Source organism: Sphaerimonospora sp. CA-214678 (assembly GCF_050942215.1).
Lineage (GTDB): Bacteria > Actinomycetota > Actinomycetes > Streptosporangiales > Streptosporangiaceae > Sphaerimonospora.
This window is the reverse complement of record NZ_CP192056.1, coordinates 4870501-4891084: the sequence shown is the minus strand read 5'-3', so window position 1 is coordinate 4891084 and position 20584 is coordinate 4870501. Positions and strand designations below refer to the sequence as shown.

Annotated in this window: 18 protein-coding genes, 1 tRNA gene and 1 pseudogene; 9 read left to right on the top strand and 11 right to left on the bottom strand. The window is 70.5% G+C overall.

Annotated features, from left to right (window positions below):
- Positions 1 to 264: 264 nt before the first annotated feature.
- Positions 265 to 660: pseudogene (locus ACQP1K_RS21945) on the top strand (hypothetical protein); the annotation flags it as partial.
- Between the two features lie 186 nt (positions 661 to 846).
- Here ACQP1K_RS21945 and secA2 read toward each other — a convergent pair.
- Entirely contained in the window at positions 847 to 3141 is a 2295-nt protein-coding gene (gene secA2, locus ACQP1K_RS21940) for an accessory Sec system translocase SecA2 (protein ID WP_433497583.1), read from the bottom strand.
- Between the two features lie 259 nt (positions 3142 to 3400).
- Here secA2 and ACQP1K_RS21935 point away from each other — a divergent pair, with 259 nt between their 5' ends.
- Together ACQP1K_RS21935 and ACQP1K_RS21930 are read left to right on the top strand one after the other, a co-directional pair.
- Positions 3401 to 4354 carry a DMT family transporter gene (locus tag ACQP1K_RS21935; protein WP_433497582.1) on the top strand — a complete coding sequence of 318 codons (954 nt, stop codon included), beginning with the start codon at positions 3401 to 3403 and terminating at the stop codon, positions 4352 to 4354.
- Between the two features lie 136 nt (positions 4355 to 4490).
- Positions 4491 to 6104, top strand: coding sequence for a DUF2079 domain-containing protein (locus tag ACQP1K_RS21930; RefSeq protein WP_433497581.1), 1614 nt, complete (start codon positions 4491 to 4493; stop codon positions 6102 to 6104).
- Between the two features lie 118 nt (positions 6105 to 6222).
- Here the strand turns inward: ACQP1K_RS21930 and ACQP1K_RS21925 are convergent, their stop codons facing one another.
- Complete coding sequence (locus ACQP1K_RS21925) at positions 6223 to 7389, bottom strand: FAD-dependent monooxygenase (protein WP_433497580.1); 1167 nt, start codon at positions 7387 to 7389, stop codon at positions 6223 to 6225.
- Between the two features lie 66 nt (positions 7390 to 7455).
- Between ACQP1K_RS21925 and ACQP1K_RS21920 the strand changes: the two genes are divergently transcribed.
- Positions 7456 to 8052, top strand: a complete 597-nt coding sequence (locus ACQP1K_RS21920) for a TetR/AcrR family transcriptional regulator (protein WP_433497579.1) — start codon at positions 7456 to 7458, stop codon at positions 8050 to 8052.
- Here the strand turns inward: ACQP1K_RS21920 and ACQP1K_RS21915 are convergent.
- The gene (locus ACQP1K_RS21915; protein ID WP_433497578.1) at positions 8042 to 8638 is read right to left on the bottom strand and encodes a GNAT family N-acetyltransferase; all 597 of its coding nucleotides are present in this window, start codon (positions 8636 to 8638) and stop codon (positions 8042 to 8044) included. The genes ACQP1K_RS21920 and ACQP1K_RS21915 overlap by 11 nt on opposite strands.
- A 126-nt stretch (positions 8639 to 8764) precedes the next feature.
- Positions 8765 to 9361, bottom strand: a complete 597-nt coding sequence (locus ACQP1K_RS21910; protein ID WP_433497577.1) for a TetR/AcrR family transcriptional regulator — start codon at positions 9359 to 9361, stop codon at positions 8765 to 8767.
- A 157-nt stretch (positions 9362 to 9518) separates the two neighbouring features.
- Here ACQP1K_RS21910 and ACQP1K_RS21905 point away from each other — a divergent pair, with 157 nt between their 5' ends.
- On the top strand, positions 9519 to 10304 hold the full coding sequence (locus ACQP1K_RS21905) for an NERD domain-containing protein (protein ID WP_433497576.1): 786 nt from the start codon (positions 9519 to 9521) through the stop codon (positions 10302 to 10304).
- Between the two features lie 73 nt (positions 10305 to 10377).
- Positions 10378 to 10454: transfer RNA gene (locus ACQP1K_RS21900), tRNA-Lys, on the top strand.
- 20 nt (positions 10455 to 10474) lie between these two features.
- Here the strand turns inward: ACQP1K_RS21900 and ACQP1K_RS21895 are convergent.
- The 3 genes from ACQP1K_RS21895 to ACQP1K_RS21885 are packed head-to-tail and all read right to left on the bottom strand — an operon-like array spanning position 10475 to position 13333.
- Positions 10475 to 11377 (bottom strand): diacylglycerol/lipid kinase family protein, encoded by a 903-nt coding sequence (locus ACQP1K_RS21895; protein ID WP_433497575.1) that lies wholly within the window; start codon positions 11375 to 11377, stop codon positions 10475 to 10477.
- 1 nt (position 11378) lies between these two features.
- Entirely contained in the window at positions 11379 to 12998 is a 1620-nt protein-coding gene (locus tag ACQP1K_RS21890) for an FAD-binding oxidoreductase (RefSeq protein ID WP_433497574.1), read from the bottom strand.
- A gap of 56 nt (positions 12999 to 13054) precedes the next feature.
- Complete coding sequence (locus ACQP1K_RS21885; protein ID WP_433497573.1) at positions 13055 to 13333, bottom strand: hypothetical protein; 279 nt, start codon at positions 13331 to 13333, stop codon at positions 13055 to 13057.
- 229 nt (positions 13334 to 13562) lie between these two features.
- Here ACQP1K_RS21885 and ACQP1K_RS21880 point away from each other — a divergent pair, with 229 nt between their 5' ends.
- Both ACQP1K_RS21880 and ACQP1K_RS21875 read left to right on the top strand, forming a co-directional pair.
- Entirely contained in the window at positions 13563 to 14897 is a 1335-nt protein-coding gene (locus tag ACQP1K_RS21880) for a DUF2786 domain-containing protein (protein ID WP_433497572.1), read from the top strand.
- Between the two features lie 270 nt (positions 14898 to 15167).
- On the top strand, positions 15168 to 15713 hold the full coding sequence (locus ACQP1K_RS21875; RefSeq protein WP_433497571.1) for an RNA 2'-phosphotransferase: 546 nt from the start codon (positions 15168 to 15170) through the stop codon (positions 15711 to 15713).
- 61 nt (positions 15714 to 15774) lie between these two features.
- Here ACQP1K_RS21875 and ACQP1K_RS21870 read toward each other — a convergent pair whose 3' ends face one another.
- From ACQP1K_RS21870 to ACQP1K_RS21860, 3 genes are all read right to left on the bottom strand, one after another.
- A complete protein-coding gene (locus tag ACQP1K_RS21870; RefSeq protein ID WP_433497570.1) occupies positions 15775 to 16665 on the bottom strand; it encodes an HNH endonuclease in 891 nt (296 codons plus the stop codon).
- A gap of 265 nt (positions 16666 to 16930) precedes the next feature.
- Positions 16931 to 17413 carry a nitroreductase family deazaflavin-dependent oxidoreductase gene (locus ACQP1K_RS21865; RefSeq protein ID WP_433497569.1) on the bottom strand — a complete coding sequence of 161 codons (483 nt, stop codon included), beginning with the start codon at positions 17411 to 17413 and terminating at the stop codon, positions 16931 to 16933.
- Between the two features lie 97 nt (positions 17414 to 17510).
- Positions 17511 to 18113: a TetR/AcrR family transcriptional regulator gene (locus ACQP1K_RS21860; RefSeq protein WP_433497568.1), complete on the bottom strand. Its 603-nt coding sequence runs from the start codon at positions 18111 to 18113 to the stop codon at positions 17511 to 17513.
- 338 nt (positions 18114 to 18451) lie between these two features.
- Here ACQP1K_RS21860 and ACQP1K_RS21855 point away from each other — a divergent pair, with 338 nt between their 5' ends.
- Positions 18452 to 19846 carry an IS30 family transposase gene (locus ACQP1K_RS21855; protein ID WP_433497567.1) on the top strand — a complete coding sequence of 465 codons (1395 nt, stop codon included), beginning with the start codon at positions 18452 to 18454 and terminating at the stop codon, positions 19844 to 19846.
- 222 nt (positions 19847 to 20068) lie between these two features.
- Here the strand turns inward: ACQP1K_RS21855 and ACQP1K_RS21850 are convergent, their stop codons facing one another.
- Positions 20069 to 20296, bottom strand: a complete 228-nt coding sequence (locus tag ACQP1K_RS21850) for a hypothetical protein (protein WP_433497566.1) — start codon at positions 20294 to 20296, stop codon at positions 20069 to 20071.
- Positions 20297 to 20584: the final 288 nt, after the last annotated feature.

The following is a 20584-nucleotide window of genomic DNA, read 5'->3' as shown; positions in this document are numbered from 1 at the left end:
CCATCCACTCGTCCCCGTGTCGGCAAGCACAACGGATCTCGACGGAGATCTGCCGTTTCCCCATGGCAAGCAGGCATCGGGACTCCGATCGGCTGGATGTCCATGCTCACCGCGGATCGGGGCAATCTCGGGTCAAGGTAAAATTTTGTCCCGAAGTGTGGTGGAACGTCGCGATACTGGCCTAGTGTCCGGATTACCCATCCGTGACCAGTCAGGAGATCCCCAATTTCCAGCAAAGACGTCACCTGCCCCGTCGAGAACGGCATGCAGGTGCTGTACAAGGGCAGCACGACGGCCTCGTACTTCTGGGACGACGGCTCCGGCATCAACGGCGACACAGGCGCCCCCGCGTCAGGCCTTCCGATGCAGAAAGGTCTCGCGGCCAGTCCGAGCTGGCCGATGGGCACCAAGGGCTACGTCGTCTACCAGGGGAAGAAGGCCGAGTTCTTCGTCGGAGACCGCGGGCCTGGAGTGCCGTCGAGCAAGGGCATCATGCTCGACCTCGACGGGAAGACGTTCGCCGAGCTGACGGGCGGCACGTGGAACACCCGGTCGTACACCGTCGACGGCGTCGGCGGCATGGGACACATCCCCGTCGAGTACGTCATCACCGAGTGGGGGCAGGGCCTCGGCAAGAAGGGCGCCCCGAAGCCGTTCTCGACCGGCGCCTACCGGGTCGTGGACGACTCGCCGCCGCCGTGTCCCACCCCCGCCGCCACGCCGGAGGTCTCCGCCGCGGTGTTCGTCGGCGCGCTCGCCGCCATCGGGGTGAAGACGCTGTTCCGCCGTCCGCCCGGACGCTCGTCACAGTGAGCGGGGGCGGCAGGGGCTGAGAGCCGCCGCTGCTCAGCGTTTGCGGCGCTTCATGGCGCCGGCGACCCGGCTGAGCACACGGTCCCACTCAGAGCCGAACGGGTTGTCCTGGACGAGATAGGTCCAGGTGGCGCTGGGCCGTCTCAGGCCTTGATCGTCCAGGTCCCGAGTGAGGTCGGCCTTCTCGAAGGTCTCGACGGAGCGTCGTTCGATCTCGTCGAGCATGGCGCGGTAGGCGGGGACGGCCTCCCGGTTGAACTCGTCGAGTGGGTTCAACCGGCCGAGCGCCCGCAGATGGATGCCCTCACGGAGGTCCGACAGGAAGCTGAGGTGCTCGGTCCAGCAGCGATCGAGGTGGAACAGCACGATCTGCCGGGCGGCCCGCCGCACCCGGTCCTCTCCCACGGCCTCGGTGAGCTCCCGATAACGCTCCGGGCAGGCGGTCAGCAACGCCCGGGCCGCCATGTCGCCGTGCAGGATCTCGTCCCGGCGCTCCATGAGCTGCGCGCGCTGCTGCTCCAGCAGTCGGGTGTAGCGCCACGTGTTGCGGTGGATCTCGAGGTTGACCCCCTCGGCCACCCGCTGGGCGTGCGCGACGAGATGGGCCGCGTATTTGTCGCGTACCACGCCGTCCGCTTCTGCCGGGGGCAGCCGCTCCTCCGGCGCGTAGGCGGTGAGCAGGGCGTCCTGCCCGCTCACGAAGAACACCGAGCCCCCGGGGTCGCCCTGCCGTCCGGCGCGGCCGCGGAGCTGGTCGTCGAGCCGGCTGCTCTCGTGCCGGCCCGTGCCGATGACGTAGAGACCGCCGAGCTCGGCCACCTCCCGCTCGCGCTCGGCCGCCTCGTCGCCGCCGAGGCGGATGTCCGTACCACGTCCGGCCATCTGGGTGGAGACGGTGATCGCCCCCCGGGCTCCGGCGCGGGAGATCACCTCGGCCTCCTTCGCGTCGTTCTTGGCGTTGAGCACCACGGGATCGAGCCCCTTGGCGCGCAGGGCCTCGGCGAGGCGCTCTGACTCGGCGATGTCGAGCGTGCCGACCAGGATGGGCCTGCCGGTGACGTGCTGGTCCGCTATCTCCTTCAGCAGCGCCGACTCCTTGTCCTCCGCCGTCGCGAAGATCCGGTCGGGCTCGTCGACCCGGATGCACGTCTTGTTGGGCGGGACGACGGCGACCCGCAGGTCGTAGAACTCGCGGAGCTGGTCGGCGACCGCGAGCGCCGTACCCGTCATGCCGCATATTTCGGGATAACGCCGGATCAGGGATTGGATCGTGAGCGAGTCGAGGATCTCCCCGCTCTCGGAGGGGGTGAGCTTCTCCTTGGCCTCCACCGCCGCCTGCAGACCGTCCGGCCACCGCTGCAGCATCGCGACCCGGCCGCGCGTGGTGTTGATGAGCTGCACCCGCCCGTCCCTGACGATGTAGTCCACGTCCCGGGTCAGCAGGGCGTGGGCGTGCAGGGCGAGGTTCACCTGGGTGACGACGCCGGGGTCGGCGTAGAGGTCGACGCCGAGCGCCTTCTCCACGGTGTCGGTGCCCTTGGGCGTCAGGAAGACGTTGCGGCCCTCCTCGTCGATCGTGTAGTGGTACCCCTTCGACAGCCGCCGGGCCAGCGCGGCCATCTCCGGCAGGGCCACCCCCGGATCGGCGGCGCCCGCCAGCACCAGCGGCACCCGCGCCTCGTCCACCAGCACGGAGTCGCCCTCGTCGACGACCGCGACCTGCGGGGCCGGTACGACCAGGTCGGCCGGGTCGGTGCGCACCCGGTCGCGCAGCACGTCGAAGCCGAGCTCGCTCACCGCCGCGTAGGTGACGTCGCAGGCGTAGGCGGCCCGGCGCTCCTCGGGCGTCGATCCCTCGGCGATCCAGCCGACGGTCAGGCCCAGCGCGCCGTACAACGGGGCCATCCACTCGGCGTCACGACGGGCGAGGTAGTCGTTGACCGAGACCACGTGCACCCGCCTGCCGCGCAGCGCGTACCCGGCCGCGGTCAGCGCGCCCACCAGCGTCTTGCCCTCGCCGGTCGCCATCTGCACGACATGGCCGTTCAGCATCGCGAGCATGCCGACGAGCTGCACGTCGAACGGGCGCTGGCCGAGCGTGCGGCGGGCCGTCTCGCGCACGACGGCGCAGAACTCGGCGCCGCCGACCCAGTCGGCGCCGGGCCGGTTCCCGGCCGCGCGGGCCGTGTCGCCGAGGCCGATCTCGGCCTGATCGCGCAGCCCCGGCTCGAGCCCTCCGGCCTCCGCGACGATCCGCTGGAACGGCGCCAGGTCGACGCTCCCCGGTTTGTCGAGGAGGCGTCTGATCCAACCGGTCACCCGAGCCATGCCATGCCTCCCGCCAATCTCCGCCCCGCCGCTCGCTCGGTCGCTCCGCCGGGACGGCACTCGCCGTGCCGGGCGGGGGCACTCGCTTCAACGTCCGAACCGCCCGGCTGGTTCCGTCTCACCGACTCCGCCTGCCCGGTTCATGGTGCCATCATCACGCCGGTGTTCCGGCGGGGAGCCCCGGCGACACCTCCGGTGCCTCCGTCCCGGGCGTTCTCGATCGTTCACGGCGTCGGCCCGCTTCGCTGGAGACCTAAGCTTGGTCGGTGACTTCTTCCGCGGAAACCGGCCGGCGCCGATGATCGGGGTGGGAGTGGTGATCGCCCTCGCCGGGGCGCTGGGATACGCGCTGGGCGCCGCCATACAGCAGTTCGAGGCCGTCAGAGACGGTGCCACGCTCATGCTGATGAAGCGAAGACGCTGGTGGATCGGCGGCGCCATCGGCTTCGCCGGGGCCTGCCTGCACGCGGTGGCGCTGAGCCTGGCGCCGCTCGTCGTCGTCCAGCCGGTGAGCGTCATGACACTCGTCTTCGCGGTGCCGTTCGCCGCGCTGCTGTACGGCAGGAGGCCCAGGCGGGCCGAGATCGCCGGCTCGATCGCGGTGGCCGCCGGTCTGCTCGGCCTGATGCTGCTGGTCCCCGCGCACAACTCGACCCCCGTGCTGTCGGACATGGCCGCCCTGGGGCTGATCGGATGCATCGGACTCGTGGTCGCCGTCACGTTCCTGGCGGCCCGATGGGCCCGCGGTTCGCTGAAGGCGCTGTTCATGGCGATCGGCGCGGGCTCGGTCACCGGGACCGTCTCCACGTTCGTCCGGGTCGTCGGGGGCGGGCTCGGCGGGGACCTGAGCCGTCTGCTGCACTGGTTCACACTGGTGGTCCCGGCGCTGCTGGTCTGCGCCATCGTGCTGCTGCAGAAGTCGTACGCCGTGGGCTACTTCGGCATCGCCTACGCCGGTGTCCAGGTGATCGATCCCATCGCGTCGGTCACCGCGGGAGCCGTACTGCTGGGGGAGTCCCTGCCGACCGGCACGGGAAACGTGATCCCGGCGCTGCTGGCCGCCGGTGCGCTGATCGGCGGTACGATCACGCTGGGCCGCCTGACTCCCGATCGCGCCGGTGCCGCTCCGCGCACGTCCGACGGGCCGTCGGCGCCCGTCGTCCCTTCCGCCGAGGGCGCGGTGGGCGACGTGCTGGGCGCGGGCCGCGCCTGAGGACTCGCGAGGCGCCCCAAGGAGCGACGGGACCGAGACACTACGGACCGAGTCACTTCGGGCCGGGGCATCTCGCGACTGGGCACCTTGTGACTGGGCACCTTGTGACTGGGCACCTTGTGACTGGGGGAGACCCGTGACGGAGCAGCCGCGTACGGCGCCCTCAGAGCCTTCGAGCCCGGAGCCGGACGGATCGACCGGACCGGGCAAACCCATCGAGCCGGACGGATCCACCGGGCAGGACGGATCGCCTGGGCCGGCCGGCTTCGTGCGGACGACGGCGAAGACGAGACGGCGGCTGGACCGGCACGTCGTCGGGGTTGCCGCGATCACCGTGGCGGCGACCGGGGTCTACACGCTGCTCGGGCTCGTCCGCTTCTGTCTGTACCGGGCGACCAGCCTCGACCTCACCCTGTTCGATCAGACGATCCGCGGGTTCGCCACGCTCGGCGCGCCGACCAGCCCGCTGCGCGGAGTGGACCTCGGGGTGGGGGTGGACTTCGTCCAGCTCGGCGAGCACTTCTCGCCGATCCTCGCGGTGCTCGCCCCGTTCTACTGGCTGCACGACGGTCCAGAGACGCTGATCGTGGCCCAGGCCGTGCTGTTCGCGCTGGCCATCCCGCCGATCTGGGTGTTCACCCGGCGCGTGCTCGGCACGGCGCCCGCCTACTTCGTCGCCGTCGCGTACGCCCTGTCCTGGCCGGTGGCGCAGGCGGTCAACTTCGACTTCCACGAGGTCGCGTTCGCGCCCGTGCTCACCGCCCTGGTCATCGAACGGTTCCACGCGGGCAGGCGTGTCGCCGCCGCGGTGGCGGCCGTCGCCTTCCTGCTGGTGAAGGAGGACGCCGGTCTCATGGTCGCCGGGTTCGGCTGCTGCCTGCTGGTGGCGCGCGGACGGCGGCTCGACGGGCTCGCCTACCTCGGGCTCGGCATCTTCTACACGGGCCTCGCCCGGGGGGTCCTGATCCCGGCGGTCGGCGGCGATCCCGGGCTCTACTGGGCCTACGACGAGCTGGGCAAGGACGTTCCCGAGGTGCTGGCCACGGCCCTGAGCGATCCGCTGCGCGTGCTGAAGATGCTCGTCAGCCCCCAGATGAAGATCGACACATGGGCGTTCCTGCTCTGGCCCGCGCTGCTGACCTGCCTGTTCTCACCGCTGACGCTGATGGCGCTGCCGCAGATCCTGGAACGCATGCTCTCCGACCGCGCCATCTGGTGGGGTGTCGACTTCCACCACAGCGCCTTCACCGTGGCCGTCCTGCTGTGCGCGGGCGTCGACGGTACGGCCCGGCTGCTGCGGTGGGTCCGCAGAGCGTGGCCCGATCCCCGTGCCGGCGCCCTGGCCTGGGCGGCCGGGGTGTGCGTGATCGCGCTCACGCTCGTGCCGCGCTTCCCGTTCGACCAACTGATCAGGCCCGAGTTCTATGAGAGCCATCCGGACGTGGTCGCGGCCGGTCAGGCGGTCGGGATGGTGCCCAGCGGGGTGGCCGTCGAGGCGGTCAACCACGTGGGGCCGCACCTGTCGGCCCGGACGACCGTGCTGCTGTGGAACGACCGGCCGCCGGTCGCCCAGTGGATCGTCGCGGACACGGCCAGGGGCGCCTACCCGTGGGGGTCGGTGGACCGGCAGCGGGAGCGGGTGGAGGAGTTGAAGACGATGGGTTACGAGGTCGTCTTCGACCGTGAGGGATATGTGGTGCTGCACCGGTCCGGTCACCCGGCCGGCGCGGGCACCGCGTCGGCCGGGTGACCGGGGCCGCGAGCCGCGCCGGGCGGAGGCCCGGTCCTCGTGCAGCCCGCTCCGCCGGGCTTTCACCGTGGTCCTCGCTCCCTCCCGCTCAGCTCCCCCCGGGTGGTTCTCCGGAGCGTCAACCGGGCCAGTGGAAGATCTCGTCGGCCTGGCGGAACGCGGCGTTCGTGCCGAGGGCGCCCATCGTCAGCAGCAGCGTGTCGCGCAGGATCACGGCCGGTCGGCTGCGCCACATGGTGAGGCGGCCGATCGCTCGCGACCGGCGGACGATCCGCGTGGTCCGCGGCACCCTCTCCCGGCTGTAGGCGGCCAGATCGACGGCCTCGCCCGCTTCGACGGCCTCGCCCGCTTCGACGGCCGCGCCCGCCCGGCGGGCCAGCACGGCGGCGTCCTCGATGGCCTGGCAGGCGCCCTGACCGAGGTTCGGCGTCATCGGATGCGCCGCGTCGCCCAGCAGGACGGCCCGTCCCCGGTGGAAGGCGGGAAGCGGCCTGTCGAGGCTGTAGATGTCATGGCGGAGCACGGCCGCGGGATCGGCGGCGGTGAGCAGCGCTGGGATGGGGTCGAGCCAGTCACCGAACAGCCTGATCAGCTCGTCCTTCTCGTCGAGGGCACGCGCGCCCGGCGGGGCCGCCGCTGTGGCGTAGCAGTACACCTGGCCGCCGGCCATCGGCATCACGCCGAAGAGGGTGCCGTCGCCCCACGTCTCGCAGGCCTGCGGCGGGTCGGCTTCCCGGTCGGCAGGGACGACGATCCGCCAACTCGTCACGCCGGTGTAGCGCGGCTGCGGATGTCCGGGAAACAGCGTGGTCCTGGTCGCGGAGCGGATGCCGTCAGCGGCCACGATGAGGTCGGCGTCGAAGGTCCCGTCGGCCGTCACCACCCGGCCGGTCTCCGGGTCGACCGACTCGACCCGGCGGTTCAGGTGCAGCGCGCCCGGCGGCAGCCGTACGGCCAGCAGGTCGACGAGCTTCGCACGGGGGAGCAGCACGACCGGGTCGCCGTAGCGTGCCGTCATCGCGTCGGTGTCGGTGCGGGTCAGCCACCGGCCGTCCGGACGGCGGATGCCGCCCTCGCCCTGGATCGCGGACAGCTTCCTGACCTCGTCGCCGATCCCGATCATGTCGAGCGCCCGCAGCGCGTTCGGGGCGATGGCCAGCCCGGAGCCGACGGGTTCGATCGAGGCGGCCTGCTCCAGGACGGTCACCGTCCAGCCTTCCTGCGACAGGGCGACGGCGGCCGTCAACCCGCCGATGCCCGCTCCGATCACCACAGCGTGCGACATCACACCCTCCTCACTACACTTGTAGTAGAGCATACTACGGTCGTAGTGTCCTTCTAGGATGGGACGGTGTTCAGTCAGCGGGCGGCCCTCATCGCGGACACGGCCATCGTGATCCTGGCCGAGCGGGGCGCGCGGGGCCTGACGCATCGGGCGGTCGACGAGGCGGCCTCTCTACCGCCGGGCTCGACCTCCAACCACGCGCGTACCCGGGCGGCGCTGCTCGAACTCGCGCTGTCCCGCCTGGTCGAGCGCCAGGAGGAAGCCTTCTCCGCCGCGCTGGCCGCCATCGCGCCCGGGGAGGGTGGAGAGGACCGGGAGGGCGGGGAGGAGGCCGATCCGGCCGCCCTGGTGGCGCGGGCCATGTACACGGCGATGACCGAGCAGCGGGTGACGACCATCGCGAGGTACGAACTCGCGATGGAGGCGAATCGGCGGCCCGAGCTGCGCAAGGTCTACGACGAGCTGGGCCGCCGTTACCGCGAGCCGGTCACCGCCCTGCTCGCGGCGGCGGGCTCGCCCGATCCCGTACGGCAGGGCAGGCAACTGGTCGCCTACGCCGAGGGTCTGCTGTTCGACGCGGTGGTCGGGGCGGGGGGCACGCCCTCCCTCGATGACCTGCGCGCGGCCTTCGGGGAACTCCTGGGCCTCTTTCTCAGGGGCTGACTGAGGCCGGGCGGCCGGTGAGGCGGGCCCGGTGGGACGGCCACTCGTCGTCGAGGATGGAGTAGTAGGGGCTGTCGCGCCAGGTGCCGTCGCTCCGGCGGAGCTGCCGTCTCAGCACGCCCTCGCGTACGGCCCCGATCCGCTCGATGGCCGCCTGCGAGCGGAGATTGCGGATGTCGGTCTTGAACACGACGCGGGTGAGGCCCAGCGCGCCGAAGGCGTGGTCGAGCAGCAGGATCTTGCACTCGGTGTTCACCGCGGTCCGCCAGTAGGCCGTTCCGTACCATGTCGAGCCGATCTCCACGCTCTCGTCGACGCCGGGCACGTCCCAGTAGCCGGTGGAGCCGATGGCCCGCCCGGTCTCCTTGAAGACGACCGCGAACTGGGTGGTGTCCGGCCGGGCCAGCAGCGCGGCGACGCGACGCCGCATGTCCTCCTCCGACTTCGGGGCGGGGGAAGGCCGCCACCGCCACACCTCCTCGTCACGCCCCACCGTGAACAGATCGGGCACGTGGTCGAGGGCGAGCGGCGTGAGCCGTACGAACCGGCCTTCGAGGACGACGGGTTCCGGCAGCTTGGCGGTCATGCGCCGACGTTATCCGGCGCGTACGGCATGGTCCGATGGCCACTTGGCGGTGATCACCGAAGACCACTTCGGCCGAGAGGCGCCCGGACCGACGGCGGGATCCCCGGAACGTCTCCGGCGGGTCCGTCAGCTCACCGGGGTGAGGGAGCTGAGCAGCAGGTCGGCGAAGTGGCGGCCGATCTCGGGGCCGGCCAGCGAGCCGCCGGGGTGATACCAGGTGCCGAGGTGGTGGACCGCGCCGAAGAAGAAGTCGGCCACCATCTCGGCCGGGACGTCGTCGCGGAACACCCCGCCACGCTGTCCCTCGATCACCAGGTCGCGGAAGCGCTCGTGATAGCGGCGGCGGTCGGCCCTGACGATCTTGTAGACCTCGGGGGAGAGCTGGTGCATCGACCGGAAGAAGACCTTGGAGTCGTCGAGGTTGTCCACCGTGGTCATGACGACGTCCTCGGCGGCCGCGTGCAGCCGCTCGGCGATCGGACCCGAGGCGTCGGCGAACGTCGTCAGCCGCTCCATCTGCATGCGCAGCACGCGTCCGTAGATCTCGTGCAGCAGGTCGTCCTTGGATGCGAAATAGTGGTACATGGCGCCCTTGGTCACCCCGGCCGCCGCCACGATCTCCTGCACCGACGTGCTCTCGAAACCGCGCTCGGCGAACAGCCGGGTCGCCTCGGTCAGCAGGCGCTGCCGTACCGGCTCCTCGATCGTCGTGCCGCGCGCCATCCGGTCCTCCCTCGTGTGTCGCCGACTAGCGTACCGACTGGTCGGTCAGGTCAGTTCGGACTGGCGGAAATGCGCCAGTTCCCTCACCTTAGGAGGGCCGGGATTCCCCATCGGGTATTCCGGGAGAGAGCAGCAGCGACGAGTGTGGGGAGTTCGCGTGCCCAGTGGGTCGATCTATGTCCCGCAAGACGAGAAGTTCACCGGTGCCTCACCGCAGAACCTCTATGTCACCTTCTGGTATGCCGGGCGCAAGAACAGGCTGCGCGTCCGTGCCGCCATCGCCGTGGGCGGGTTCATCGCGGGGAACCTGCTGGCCATCAGGTTCGGGCTCGCCCCGTTCGCCACCGGCCTGGTGCTCGCCGCCGCCGCGGCCCTCACCGACTTCCTCATCGCCTGGCGGTCGTACGAGCGCACGGCCGTGTGGCGGGGCAAGCGCCGGGGCGAGGTGCGGACCGGCCGGCTGCTGCGCAGAGGCCTGCGCAGGTACGGCTACCGCGTCATGGACGGCCGGGCCGTACCGGGCGAGGCGTCGATCGACCACCTCGTCATCGGCCCGGGCGGCCTGTGGATCGTGGACAACGAGGCCTGGGCGCCGGACACCATCATCGCGAGGTACGGCGAGCGCCTGTTCTTCGACGAGAAGTTCGGCACCTCCGTCGCCAAGGGCCTGATCAACGCCGCCTCGTCGATGGCGACGCTGCTGAGCAGGGAGACCGGCATCGACGTCGGCATCTCGCCCGTGCTCGCCGTGCACAGCGGCAAGATCGTGGGGGGTGACGGGATCTGGGGACTGGGCGGCACGATCACCGGTGAGGGCCTGACCGTCGCCTATCCGCGCCGCATCGCGCGCTGGATCCGGACGCAGGACGACGCCGGGCTGACGGACGACCAGATCGAGCTGCTGGCGCGTACGGCGGCCCGTATTCTCCGCCGCATGCCGTGACCGGATCGGGTCCGGAACACCCGTGGATCCGATTTTGAGTGATCTGGCCGGTGCGATACTCTCTAGGAGTTCCGCGCCGCTAGCTCAGTTGGTCAGAGCAGCTGACTCTTAATCAGCGGGTCCGGGGTTCGAGTCCCTGGCGGCGCACCATCGCTTGTCATCGAGATTCCTCAGCGGGGCGCGATCAGGGTCAGTGCGCCGGGGAGCAGTCGTACGGTCACGGGGAACGGGGTCACGATCTCGTCTCCGTCGGCGTACAGCGGCACGGGACGGTCGATGTCGATGGTGACGGCCGTTGCTGTGGACAGCTGGACCTCGGGCCGATGGATGTGGGCACCCTCCCGAGCCTCGGCCATGAACCTGCCGATCGAGAGCTTCGGCATCCCGGCGCGCACCACCATCACGTCGAGCCGGCCGTCATCGAGCACGGCCACCGGCACGATGCGCAGGCCGTGGCCGTACGCGCCGGAGTTGGCGATCACGATGGTGTCGGCCCGTACCCGCCGCGCCACACCGTCCACGGTCACCGTGAACGTCGGCGCGCGCCAGGTCGCGATGGCCAGCGCTCCGGAGATCCGGTAGAGCGGAAGCGCGGGCAGCCGCCGAAAGCGGTTGATGATCTGGTTGGCGCGCGAGTCCACGCCGGCGTAGACGTTCCCCGGCACGATCACGCCGTCCACTTCGAGCACGTCGATGCTCCTGGGGGGACCGTCCAGGAGCAGCCGGGCCAGCCCGGGCAGCGCGGTGTAACCGCGGTCGGGCAGATCGGCCGGGAGGCCGACCGTGCGGGCGAAGTCGTTGCCCCGGCCGGCGGGCAGGATCGCCATCGTGCCGCCTGCCGGGACCACCCCGGTGGCCACATCTCTGACCAGACCGTCGCCGCCGACGGCCACCACGACGTCGCCGCGCCCGGCCGCCTCGGCGGCGAGGTCGACGGCGTGCGTCCGGCTTCGGGTCTCCTCGGTGGTGACGTCCGCGCCGGCCTCGGTGAGCAGCGCCGCCATCGGTTCCCAGACCGTACGGCTCGCGCGCCGTCCGGAGATGGGGTTGAGCAGGGCCGTGAAGGAACGCATGTCAGCCTCCGGCAGGGGGGAGCAGCACCCCGGGGTTGAGGATGCCGGTGGGATCCAGGACCCGCTTGACCGCGTGCAGCGCCTCCACGGCCAGCGGGCCGATCTCCTCCGCGTAGGCGGCCCGATGGTCGGTGCCGACGCCGTGATGGTGGGTGATGGCCGCCCCGCAGGAGCGGATCGCCCGGTTCGCCGCGGTCTTGGCCGCCGCCCACTGGGTGAGGGGATCGGCCGCCTGGGCGCAGACCACGGTGAAATACAGCGACGCGCCGGTCTCGTACACGTGCGAGATGTGGCAGAGCACCACCGGCGGCGTCCCCTGGCCGGTCAGCTCGGCGGTCAGCGCCTCCGTCACGGCGGCGCGCAGCCGGTGCAGGCCGGACCAGAACGCCGCCGTCTCCAGCGTCTCGACCAGGCCGCCCGCCGCGAGGATCGGGTCGCGCAGGTACGGCGCGCGGAAGCGGCCCTCGCGCCAGGACTCGCCGGGCCCGGGCCCGAGGGGTGCGCCGCCCGCGGCCAGGAGCACATCGGTGGCGGCCGCGCGCCGGGCCGCGACCTCGGCAGGATCGCCCTCATATCCGGTGATGGCCAGGCAGCCGCCGGGCCCGCCATCGAGGGCGGCGGCGGGGTCGGCGAGGTTGACCGCGGTCTCGAGCTCGTCGGACAGCCGCAGCACGGTGGGTGGCGGGGTGCCGGCCTGGGCGAGGCGGCGCAGCGCGGCCGCGCCCGCCTCGAACGACGGGAAGCGCCACCCCTCGAAGATCCGCTCGCCCGGCGCGGGCCGTACGCGGACCCGCACCGAGGTGATGACGCCGAGCACGCCCTCAGAACCGAGGACGAGCTGGCGCAGATCGGGACCGGCGGCGGACTTCGGCGCTGTGCCGAGCTCGACGGTGCCCCTCGGGGTGGCCAGGACGAGGCCGACCACCATCTCGTCGAAGCGGCCGTATCCGGCGGAGGACTGCCCGGCCGAGCGAGCCGCGGCGTAGCCGCCGATGCTCGCGCCCTCGTACGACTGAGGAAAGTGGCCGAGGGTGAAGCCCTGCTCGCGCAGCAGCCGCTCGGCCCGCGGCCCGCGCAGACCGGCCTGCAGTACGGCGGTGCGGGAGACGGAGTCGACCTCCACGAGCGCGTCCAGGCGACGCAGGTCGAGTGTGACGACCCCGGCGAAGCCGGCCCGAGCCGGGGCGAGACCGCCGACCACCGAGGTGCCGCCGGAGTAGGGGACGACCGCGACCCGGTGCTCCGCGCAGGCCCGCAGCACCGCGACCACCTCGTCGTGCGAACCGGGGAACACCACGGCGTCGGGGGCGTCGGCCGCGTCGCCCGCCCGCAGCCGGAGCAGATCCGGGGTCGACCGGCCACGGGTGTGCCCGAGACGGGCGTCGTGACCCGAGTCGACGTGCTCGGCGCCGACCACCGCCGTCAGTGCGGCGCGCGCCGCCTCGGAGAGCGTGACCGGCGGGAGCCGCACGGCGTCGGGCGGGACGGCGGGCCGGGCGGGGGCGGTCACACCCAGACCGGACAGCGCCGCGTGGATCGCGGGGGGCAGGCCGCTGTGCTGGGCGGGGTCCCCCCACAGATACGGATGGAAGCCGACGACGGGCAGTTCGGTTTCAGCCAAGGGAGATCTCGCAACTCTCGACAGGGAAGGCCACCGCCACGGAGACGAGCCTCAGCTTAGGCAGGGGCGGACCGGGCCGGAAGCCCCCGCGGCGTTCGGTGGACGGCGCGTGAGATTCGGGAGGCGCCGACCCGGCCGACGTGGCCGACGGCACGGGCCCCACCTCGCTGAACGCCCGGTGCCGTACGGGTGACCCCGATCACCTCGGCGGTGCGCGGCGGGTCGGCCTCCTGGTCATCGGAGGGCGGCGTGACCGGGCTGGGGATCGCGCTGGACGCCGCCTCTCGCGGCCTGCCCGCCGTGCCCGTCGAGAAGCACGACCTCGCCTTCGGCACGAGCCGATGGGAGATTGAAGGCGGTCCACGGCGGCCTGCGCCGTCCGGCCACGGGTCAGGTGCCCTCAGGGCCTGTGGACAACGTCCTCACCGGGGGTGCGGGGACTGAAAGAATCGTGTCGTGACCGAGGGTCCCCCGTCTGCGGGCACTGCCGTACGTCTTCGAGGCGTCGACACAGTCTTCCCGGCGGAGGTCGCCCATTTTGTGCGATCGCGAGGAGAAAGCCGGATGGGCAAGGCGAACCGGGAGCGGCGCGGGGCCAAGGAGAAGGAGCGCGGGCGCGGCCGGCAGGGCCAGGGCGGCGATGCCTTCGGCTCTGCCCGATGGCGGTCCCGGTCGTCACCCGAGGAGATCGTCACCGACCTGCTGACGGCGGCGCTGGACGCTCAGCTCGACCGGGATGAGGCGGGGTTCTCGCAGTGTTCGACGGCACTGGCCGAAGCCCCGGCCGAGCTGCGACCGGTCATCGATCGCCTGCTGCTCGCCATGCTGAACGACCATGTGACGTTCGCCTGGCGCAACGGGTGGCAGCCCGCCGATGTGATCAGGATGGTGGGGCGGGAGCACGGCGCCCGGCACGTACGGCTGGCCACCGACGCCATCGCCGCGGAGATGCGCGCCTACGCACCCGCCACGGTGGACGAGCGCTGGCTGGACCAGCTGGCGACGTTGGAGGCCAGGGTCTGGTGGCGGCGGGACGACGAGTACCTGCGCGAGGACGGCGACCGCCTCGGCATGATCACCCGCGTCCTGCAGCTCGTCTTCCTCCTCGCCGCCCTGCCCCGGATCGAACGGCTGTGCCCGCTGCCGGGCGGGGCACGCCGTACGGCCAGGCCGGCGGGCCGGGCCGTCGACGAGCGGATGCTGGCCCGGGTGCGGGCACTGCTGGCGAAGGCCGAGTCGACCGAGTTCGAGGCCGAGGCGGAGACGTTCACCGCGGCCGCCCAGTCGTTGATGGCCCGCCACAGCATCGATGCGGCTCTGCTGGCGGCAGAAGCGGAGGACCGGTCGGTCGCGGACGGGCCGGAGGGGCGCCGGCTGGGGATCGCCGCGCCCTATGAGGCGCCCAAGGCGATGCTGCTGGACGTGATCGCCACGGCCAACCACTGCCGGGCCGTCTGGAGCCGCCACCTCGGGTTCGCCACCGTGCTCGGCTTCCCCGCCGATCTCGCCGCGGTGGAGGTGCTGTTCACCTCCCTGCTGGTGCAGGCGACAACGGCGATGCGGCTCGCGGGCTCCCGCCGGGACGGCTTCGGCCGGTCACGGACCCGGTCGTTTCGGCAGTCGTTCCTGGCCGCCTATGCGCAGAGGATCGGCGAGCGGCTCGGTGAGGCCGCCGGGGAGGCGGTTCAGCAGGCGGCGGCCGAGACCGGCAGGGATCTGCTGCCCGTGCTCGCGGCCAGGGACCAGGTGGTCGATGAGGAGGTCGAGAAGGTGTTCCCGGATCTGAACGTGGTCGCCGCCGGCGCGGTCAGCAACCGCGAGGGCTGGCTCTCCGGCCGGGCCGCCGCCGACCAGGCCGTGCTGGACGTACGCGCCGAAATCAGTGATCGAGGTGCTTGACCGCAAAGCCAGGGCCCAGCACAGGCAGCTGCGGAGCTCCGGGCGGGTGCGGACATCCGGGCAGACCCGCCGAGCCGGGTGCGCATCCTGGCTCGGGCACGGCCCGTACTCTGCGACTCGTACCGTGCGGCTCGTACTGCGCGGCTCGTACTGTGCGGCCGCGTTAGCTCCGGGTCACGCCGGCGGTCCGGTGACCGCACGAGCCGCTCGCCACTGTCGCGCTCAGGCGTGCGATGACCTTGGTAATACTCTGGGTCGGGGAGGAGAGCGATGGACGAACGGCGGCTGGTGCGGGTTTCCAAGTATCTCGCCAAGCACCTGCGGCACCGGCCCGAGCGCATCGGGATCGAGTTGGACGAGCACGGCTGGGTGAACGTCGACGTGCTGCTGGAGGCCGCGTCCTCCCACGGGTTCCCGATTTCCCGGGCGGAATTGGAGCAGGTGGTCGCCGACAACGACAAGCGGCGATATGTGATCGAAGGAGATCGGATCCGGGCCAGCCAGGGGCATTCGGTACCTGTCGATCTCGCTCTGCCACCGGTCGAGCCACCCTCGTTCCTCTACCACGGCACGGTCGCCGGCAGCGTGGCGGCGATCCGCAGCGAAGGGCTGCGGCGGATGTCGCGCCATCACGTCCATCTGTCCCCGGATCGTGAGACCGCCACGCGGGTGGGGGCGCGCAGAGGGCGTCCGGTCGTCCTCGCCGTGGACGCGGGAGGGATGCATGAGGCGGGGCACGAGTTCCGGGTCAGCGCCAACGGTGTCTGGCTGGTGGATCACGTCCCGGCGGGCTTCATCCGCTTTCCCGGCGGCTGACCGGCGGGGCCTGCCGCCTCAGGCCCGGAGGAACACCTCGTCCAGATGCCATTCGAGGGCCTCACGATCGGGCCGGTCGCGAGGTTCGGCCCGGAACGTTGATCTCCTGTCCGGCTCGGCGATAGAACTCTTCGCCGTTCCCGAACTCGGCCCGCAGCCGCGGGCTGACAACCAACCGATGCCGGGGGTCGACTGCCAGGTAGCCGCGATCGAATAACGTGTGCACATCGGAGCGGAGCAGGAGCCCGTTGTCCAGACGGTGCTCGCCGCCCGCCGTGACCGGGCGAATGTGGGCCGCCTGCAGGACCGGCCGGATCCGATCACCTGTGATCGCGCAGCGCCGTTCGTAGGCATGCAGGACCACGGCCTGGAACGCCCGCTGCCCGAGACGACGCGGGGCGAGACGGGGATCGCCGAAGACAGGTCCGTCGCGGTGCCACGGCTCGGACAGGTCGATTTCCACGCCGATCCCGATTCGGTTGAGCAGATCATGGAAGTAGCCCGCGGCCGGGTGACCGGCGAGGTCGTAGCTCTTGCCCTGCACGATGTTGGAGGCGAAGTCAGGCGGCGGCCCGGCGACTCGATCCTCCGGGAAGAAGAAGACGTCGCGGATGATGACGCAGCCGATGACCGGGTCCTCTTCAATGGCCATTGGCTGTTTGCGGTACTTTCCCACCTGTTGCCGCATCTCGGCGAGGCTTGCGGCACCGTTGCCCTGGCCGAAGAACTCCCATGCTTCAGAGATGGGAAGGGGCGCGAAGCCGCTGAAGAAGCCGCCGCCGACCACGCGGTTGTACGGGTGGTGGGTCTTGAAGAAGAACGGCTCGCTGTGGTCGATCGCACGGAACTCCCGAGCGCCGGAGGGCCGCCAGAAGTTCACCTCGGTGAGGGGTGGGCGCGTGGAAAGGAACCGGTACCAGCTTTCGTCAGTCACCCCGACGTATGCCTTCACATCGGCAATTGTGCCCACACTTGATCAAACCCGCCAGAGGCCTATGTCGCCGGTTCAGTAGAGCTACGAACCCCTTCCTAACTCGTGATGGCCACTGGCGGCATGTAGGCGGGCGTTTTGAGGCCCATGGTCGTCGTGACCTGGTCGAGGGCCTGGGAGATGCCGAAGTCGATGAAGCGCGGGCAGTCCGGGACGAGAAGAGCATTGGCCCGCTCGAAATCCCGGTGCGGGCGATGCCGGACCTCAGAGGCCCGACACTGAACTGTTATCCGCTGGGCCGGGGAGTGAATCGGATGAATGGGATTTGTCTGCCGACTTCGCGATAATCCTCTATGCTCCCATCGACCACGAACCCCATGATCTTGCAGAGGCGACGTGCGGCGGCAGGATGGCGTGGGGCGTAGCGCGCCATGAGTTCGGCTGCCTCCTCGGCGGGAAGCTCTGTCGCGGTCACCGGAATCGAACGTCGACCGAGCTGAATGACCACTTCCGGATTTTTCATGACATTCCGATACCAGTCGGACCGCTTACCGAATCCGGAGGCGGCCACGTAACCACGCTGATCGTGCTCGACCACCTCGATGACGGCCTGCCGCCGTTCACCGGAGACACGGCCCACGTGGTTGAGCAGCATGAGGCGGTTGCCGAACAAGCCGCCCAGTCCCAGCCGATACACACGGATGGGCAACCGCCAGAGGATGCGACTCAGGCCGCTCGGTGGTTCGGGCTTCTTGACGATTTCCATCATTCGTCCCTTGACGTCGGTGGTCTTTCAGGGGTGGTTCCCGTGCCGGAGCGGTTGCGCGGTGCAGGGGTGACCACGTCACGTGCGACGAGTCGTCCGATCAGGTTCCCGCCTGGTCGGGCTCCGTCAGATCCGCCAGCGCGGCCAGCGCCTCACCCACGGGCAGGTCGGAATCGAGCAGGTAGTGCAGCATGAGTCCGTCCACCAGCGCTGCGATCAACGTGGCCACTCCGGCGCTCCAGCCTGGCGGACGGTCCGGATGCAGTTCGTTCAGTCGATCGGCGGCCTGCGTGCGGGTGTCTCGCAACTGATGGCGCAGGACCTCGCCCAGCGCCGGATCGCGCATAGCCCCCTCGATCAGCGCCACGGCCAGCCGGACCGTCCGTTCCTCGCCCGCCGTCCTCGGTAGCAGGGCACTGAGCAACGCCAGCCCCGCACGCGTATCAGAGGCGCCGAGCAGCTCGGTGACCAGCGGATTCAAGACCATGTCCCCGGCCCGGCGGGCGACCGTCGCGTGCAGGCCGCCGAGCCCGCCGAAGTGATAGTGGATCAAACCGGGGTTGACGCGTGCCCGTTCGGCCACACCGCGCGTGGTGACCGCCGGCCACCCACCCTTGGCCAGCAATGCGATGCCGGCATCGACCAGTCGCTCCCGTTGCCGCCGTCCCTTGGGCGAAATTGGTCGATCGACCAAATTGGTCATACGGCCAAATTAACATGCGACCCGTACCCCGGCAAGACGCGTCCGGTCCTGCGGACTTCTTGTGCTCGGCGTCCACCATGGCGGCAGGTCGTTCGGCCCGTCGGCTTCCATCGCATAGCGGATGACGTTGGGCCGCAGTGACACTCGCCACCCCGGGTCGAGATGGTGCCGCTGCAGGTTGCTCCGTCCGCCGTACGACCGTATGGCCTCGATGGCGCCGAAGTGACGGAGTGCTCGAAGACCAGCCACTTTCCGGCAGCAGCCCGCTCACTCGTACCATCGGACCGTGGGCGGATTCAACTGATCGTCGCAACACCTCGATCCTCCAGGAGGATGTGGTGGCGCAAGGAAAGGCGCGCGCGGCGATTCTCGCTGGTCGTCCGCCGCTTCGATCACCGGGACGACCCCCGGTCAATCGGCGCGAAGAGCGGCAGCGTTTCTGGCGGTTGATCGCCCAGGGGCTGTCGAGCGAAGAGGCCGCCGTCGCCTGCGGCGTGTCGATGCCGCTGGGAACGCGCTGGTTCCGTGAAGGTGGCGGGATGCCGCCGATCAGCCTGGATCCGCCGTCGGGTCGCTACCTGTCGTTCACCGAGCGCGAGGAGATCGCTGTGCTGCGCGCCCAGGGGTGCGGAGTGCGGGATATCGCCCGCCGTCTGGGACGGGCCCCATCGACGATCTCGCGGGAGCTGCGGCGCAACGCAGCCACCCGCGGCGGCCAACTGGACTACCGGGCCTCGGTCGCGCAGTGGCACGCCGACCGCCAAGCCCGCCGGCCCAAGCCGTGCAAGCTCGCCACCAACGAGACGCTCCGGAAGTATGTGCAAGACCGGCTCGCCGGACAGGTCCGCGCCCCGGACGGCCGCACGGTCGAAGGGCCCGACGTCCGCTGGATCGGCCGGCGCCACGGGCGTCGCCAGGACCGGCGCTGGGCGACCTCGTGGAGTCCAGAACAGATCGCCAACCGGCTCCCGATCGACTTCCCCGAGGACGAGACGATGCGGATCTTACACGAGGCCATCTACCAGGCCCTGTACATCCAAGGGCGCGGCGCGCTGCGCCGGGAGTTGACGGCCTGTCTGCGGACTGGCCGGGCGCTGCGGGTGCCCCGGGCCAGGACACGCCGGCGCGGCAAGACGTTCGTCACCAAGGAGGTGATGATCAGCCAGCGGCCCGCCGAGGCAGCCGACCGGGCCGTGCCCGGGCACTGGGAAGGCGACCTCATCATCGGCCTGGGCAGTTCCGCGATCGGCACGCTGGTCGAGCGGACCACCCGGTACACGCTGCTGCTGCACCTGCCTGCGATGGACGGTCACGGCGGCCCTCGGCCCAAGAACGGCCCGGCGCTGGCCGGGCACGGCGCCGAGGCCGTCCGCGACGCCATCGCCGCCACCATCACCACGCTTCCCGGCCAACTCCGCAGGTCGCTGACTTGGGATCAGGGCGCGGAGATGGCCCAGCACGCCCGGCTGCGCATCGACACCGGCCTACAGGTGTTCTTCTGCGATCCCCATAGCCCATGGCAACGCGGCAGCAACGAAAACACCAACGGTCTGCTGCGCCAGTACTTCCCCAAAGGCACCGACCTGAGCCGGCACAGCCGAGATGACCTCGACGCGGTCGCCGCGGCCCTCAACAGCCGGCCGCGCAAGACCCTCGGCTGGAAGACTCCCGCCGAGGCGCTGAACGAGCAGCTAATCTTGATCCAACAAGGCAGTGTTGCGACGACCCCTTGAACCCAAGCTGTCAGGTTCGTGCGGGTGACCACGCGGCACGAGCCCGGCTGGCCGCAGTGCGATGTGGCAGAGCGGTTCGACCGGCTCGAAGGCCAGGCGTGCAGCGGCATGCGGACGTCGGCGAAGAAACTCCCGCCGCAACCGCTTTCATTCCTCGAGTGGCTGGGCCTCGGTCGGCCATTCGAGGCCGCCGTCTACCCGCCGCCGACGTTTCAGCACGGCCTACGATTGCCTGCTTCGCCGCGTCTGGTCCACGAACCATTCGAGGGCAGCCAACACCACGTCCCACACCGCTTCGTTCGCGAGATATGCGATGTCGAAGGAGGGGTAAAGCTCAAGCTTCGCCGCCGGGATGTCCACCCCCGGAGCCTCGTTGAGGCGGCGACGCAGTTCCTCCCGCAGCTCCGTGTCCTTGAACGGAACACGCTTCTTCAGCGTTCCGAAGGGCACCTCGACGGTCGCTGGTAGAGCGGGACCATCAGCTGAATCTCGCCCTTGATGAGATTGCGCAGGGTGGTTTCGTTGGCCTTCACACAAGCTCCCGGACCGGTGCACAAGTACCGCCCGATCATGACACAGTGCCCGGACAATTCGCGGGCGAACGAAGCGCTCGCAGACGAAGACCGGCAAAGTGCCGAGGGTATCCACCGAGCAATAAGGGTGGATCCATTATGGGCAATCCGGATATGACCGATATGGTCAGGACTTTCTCTTATTTGCTGGAACTTGTAGCGTTCC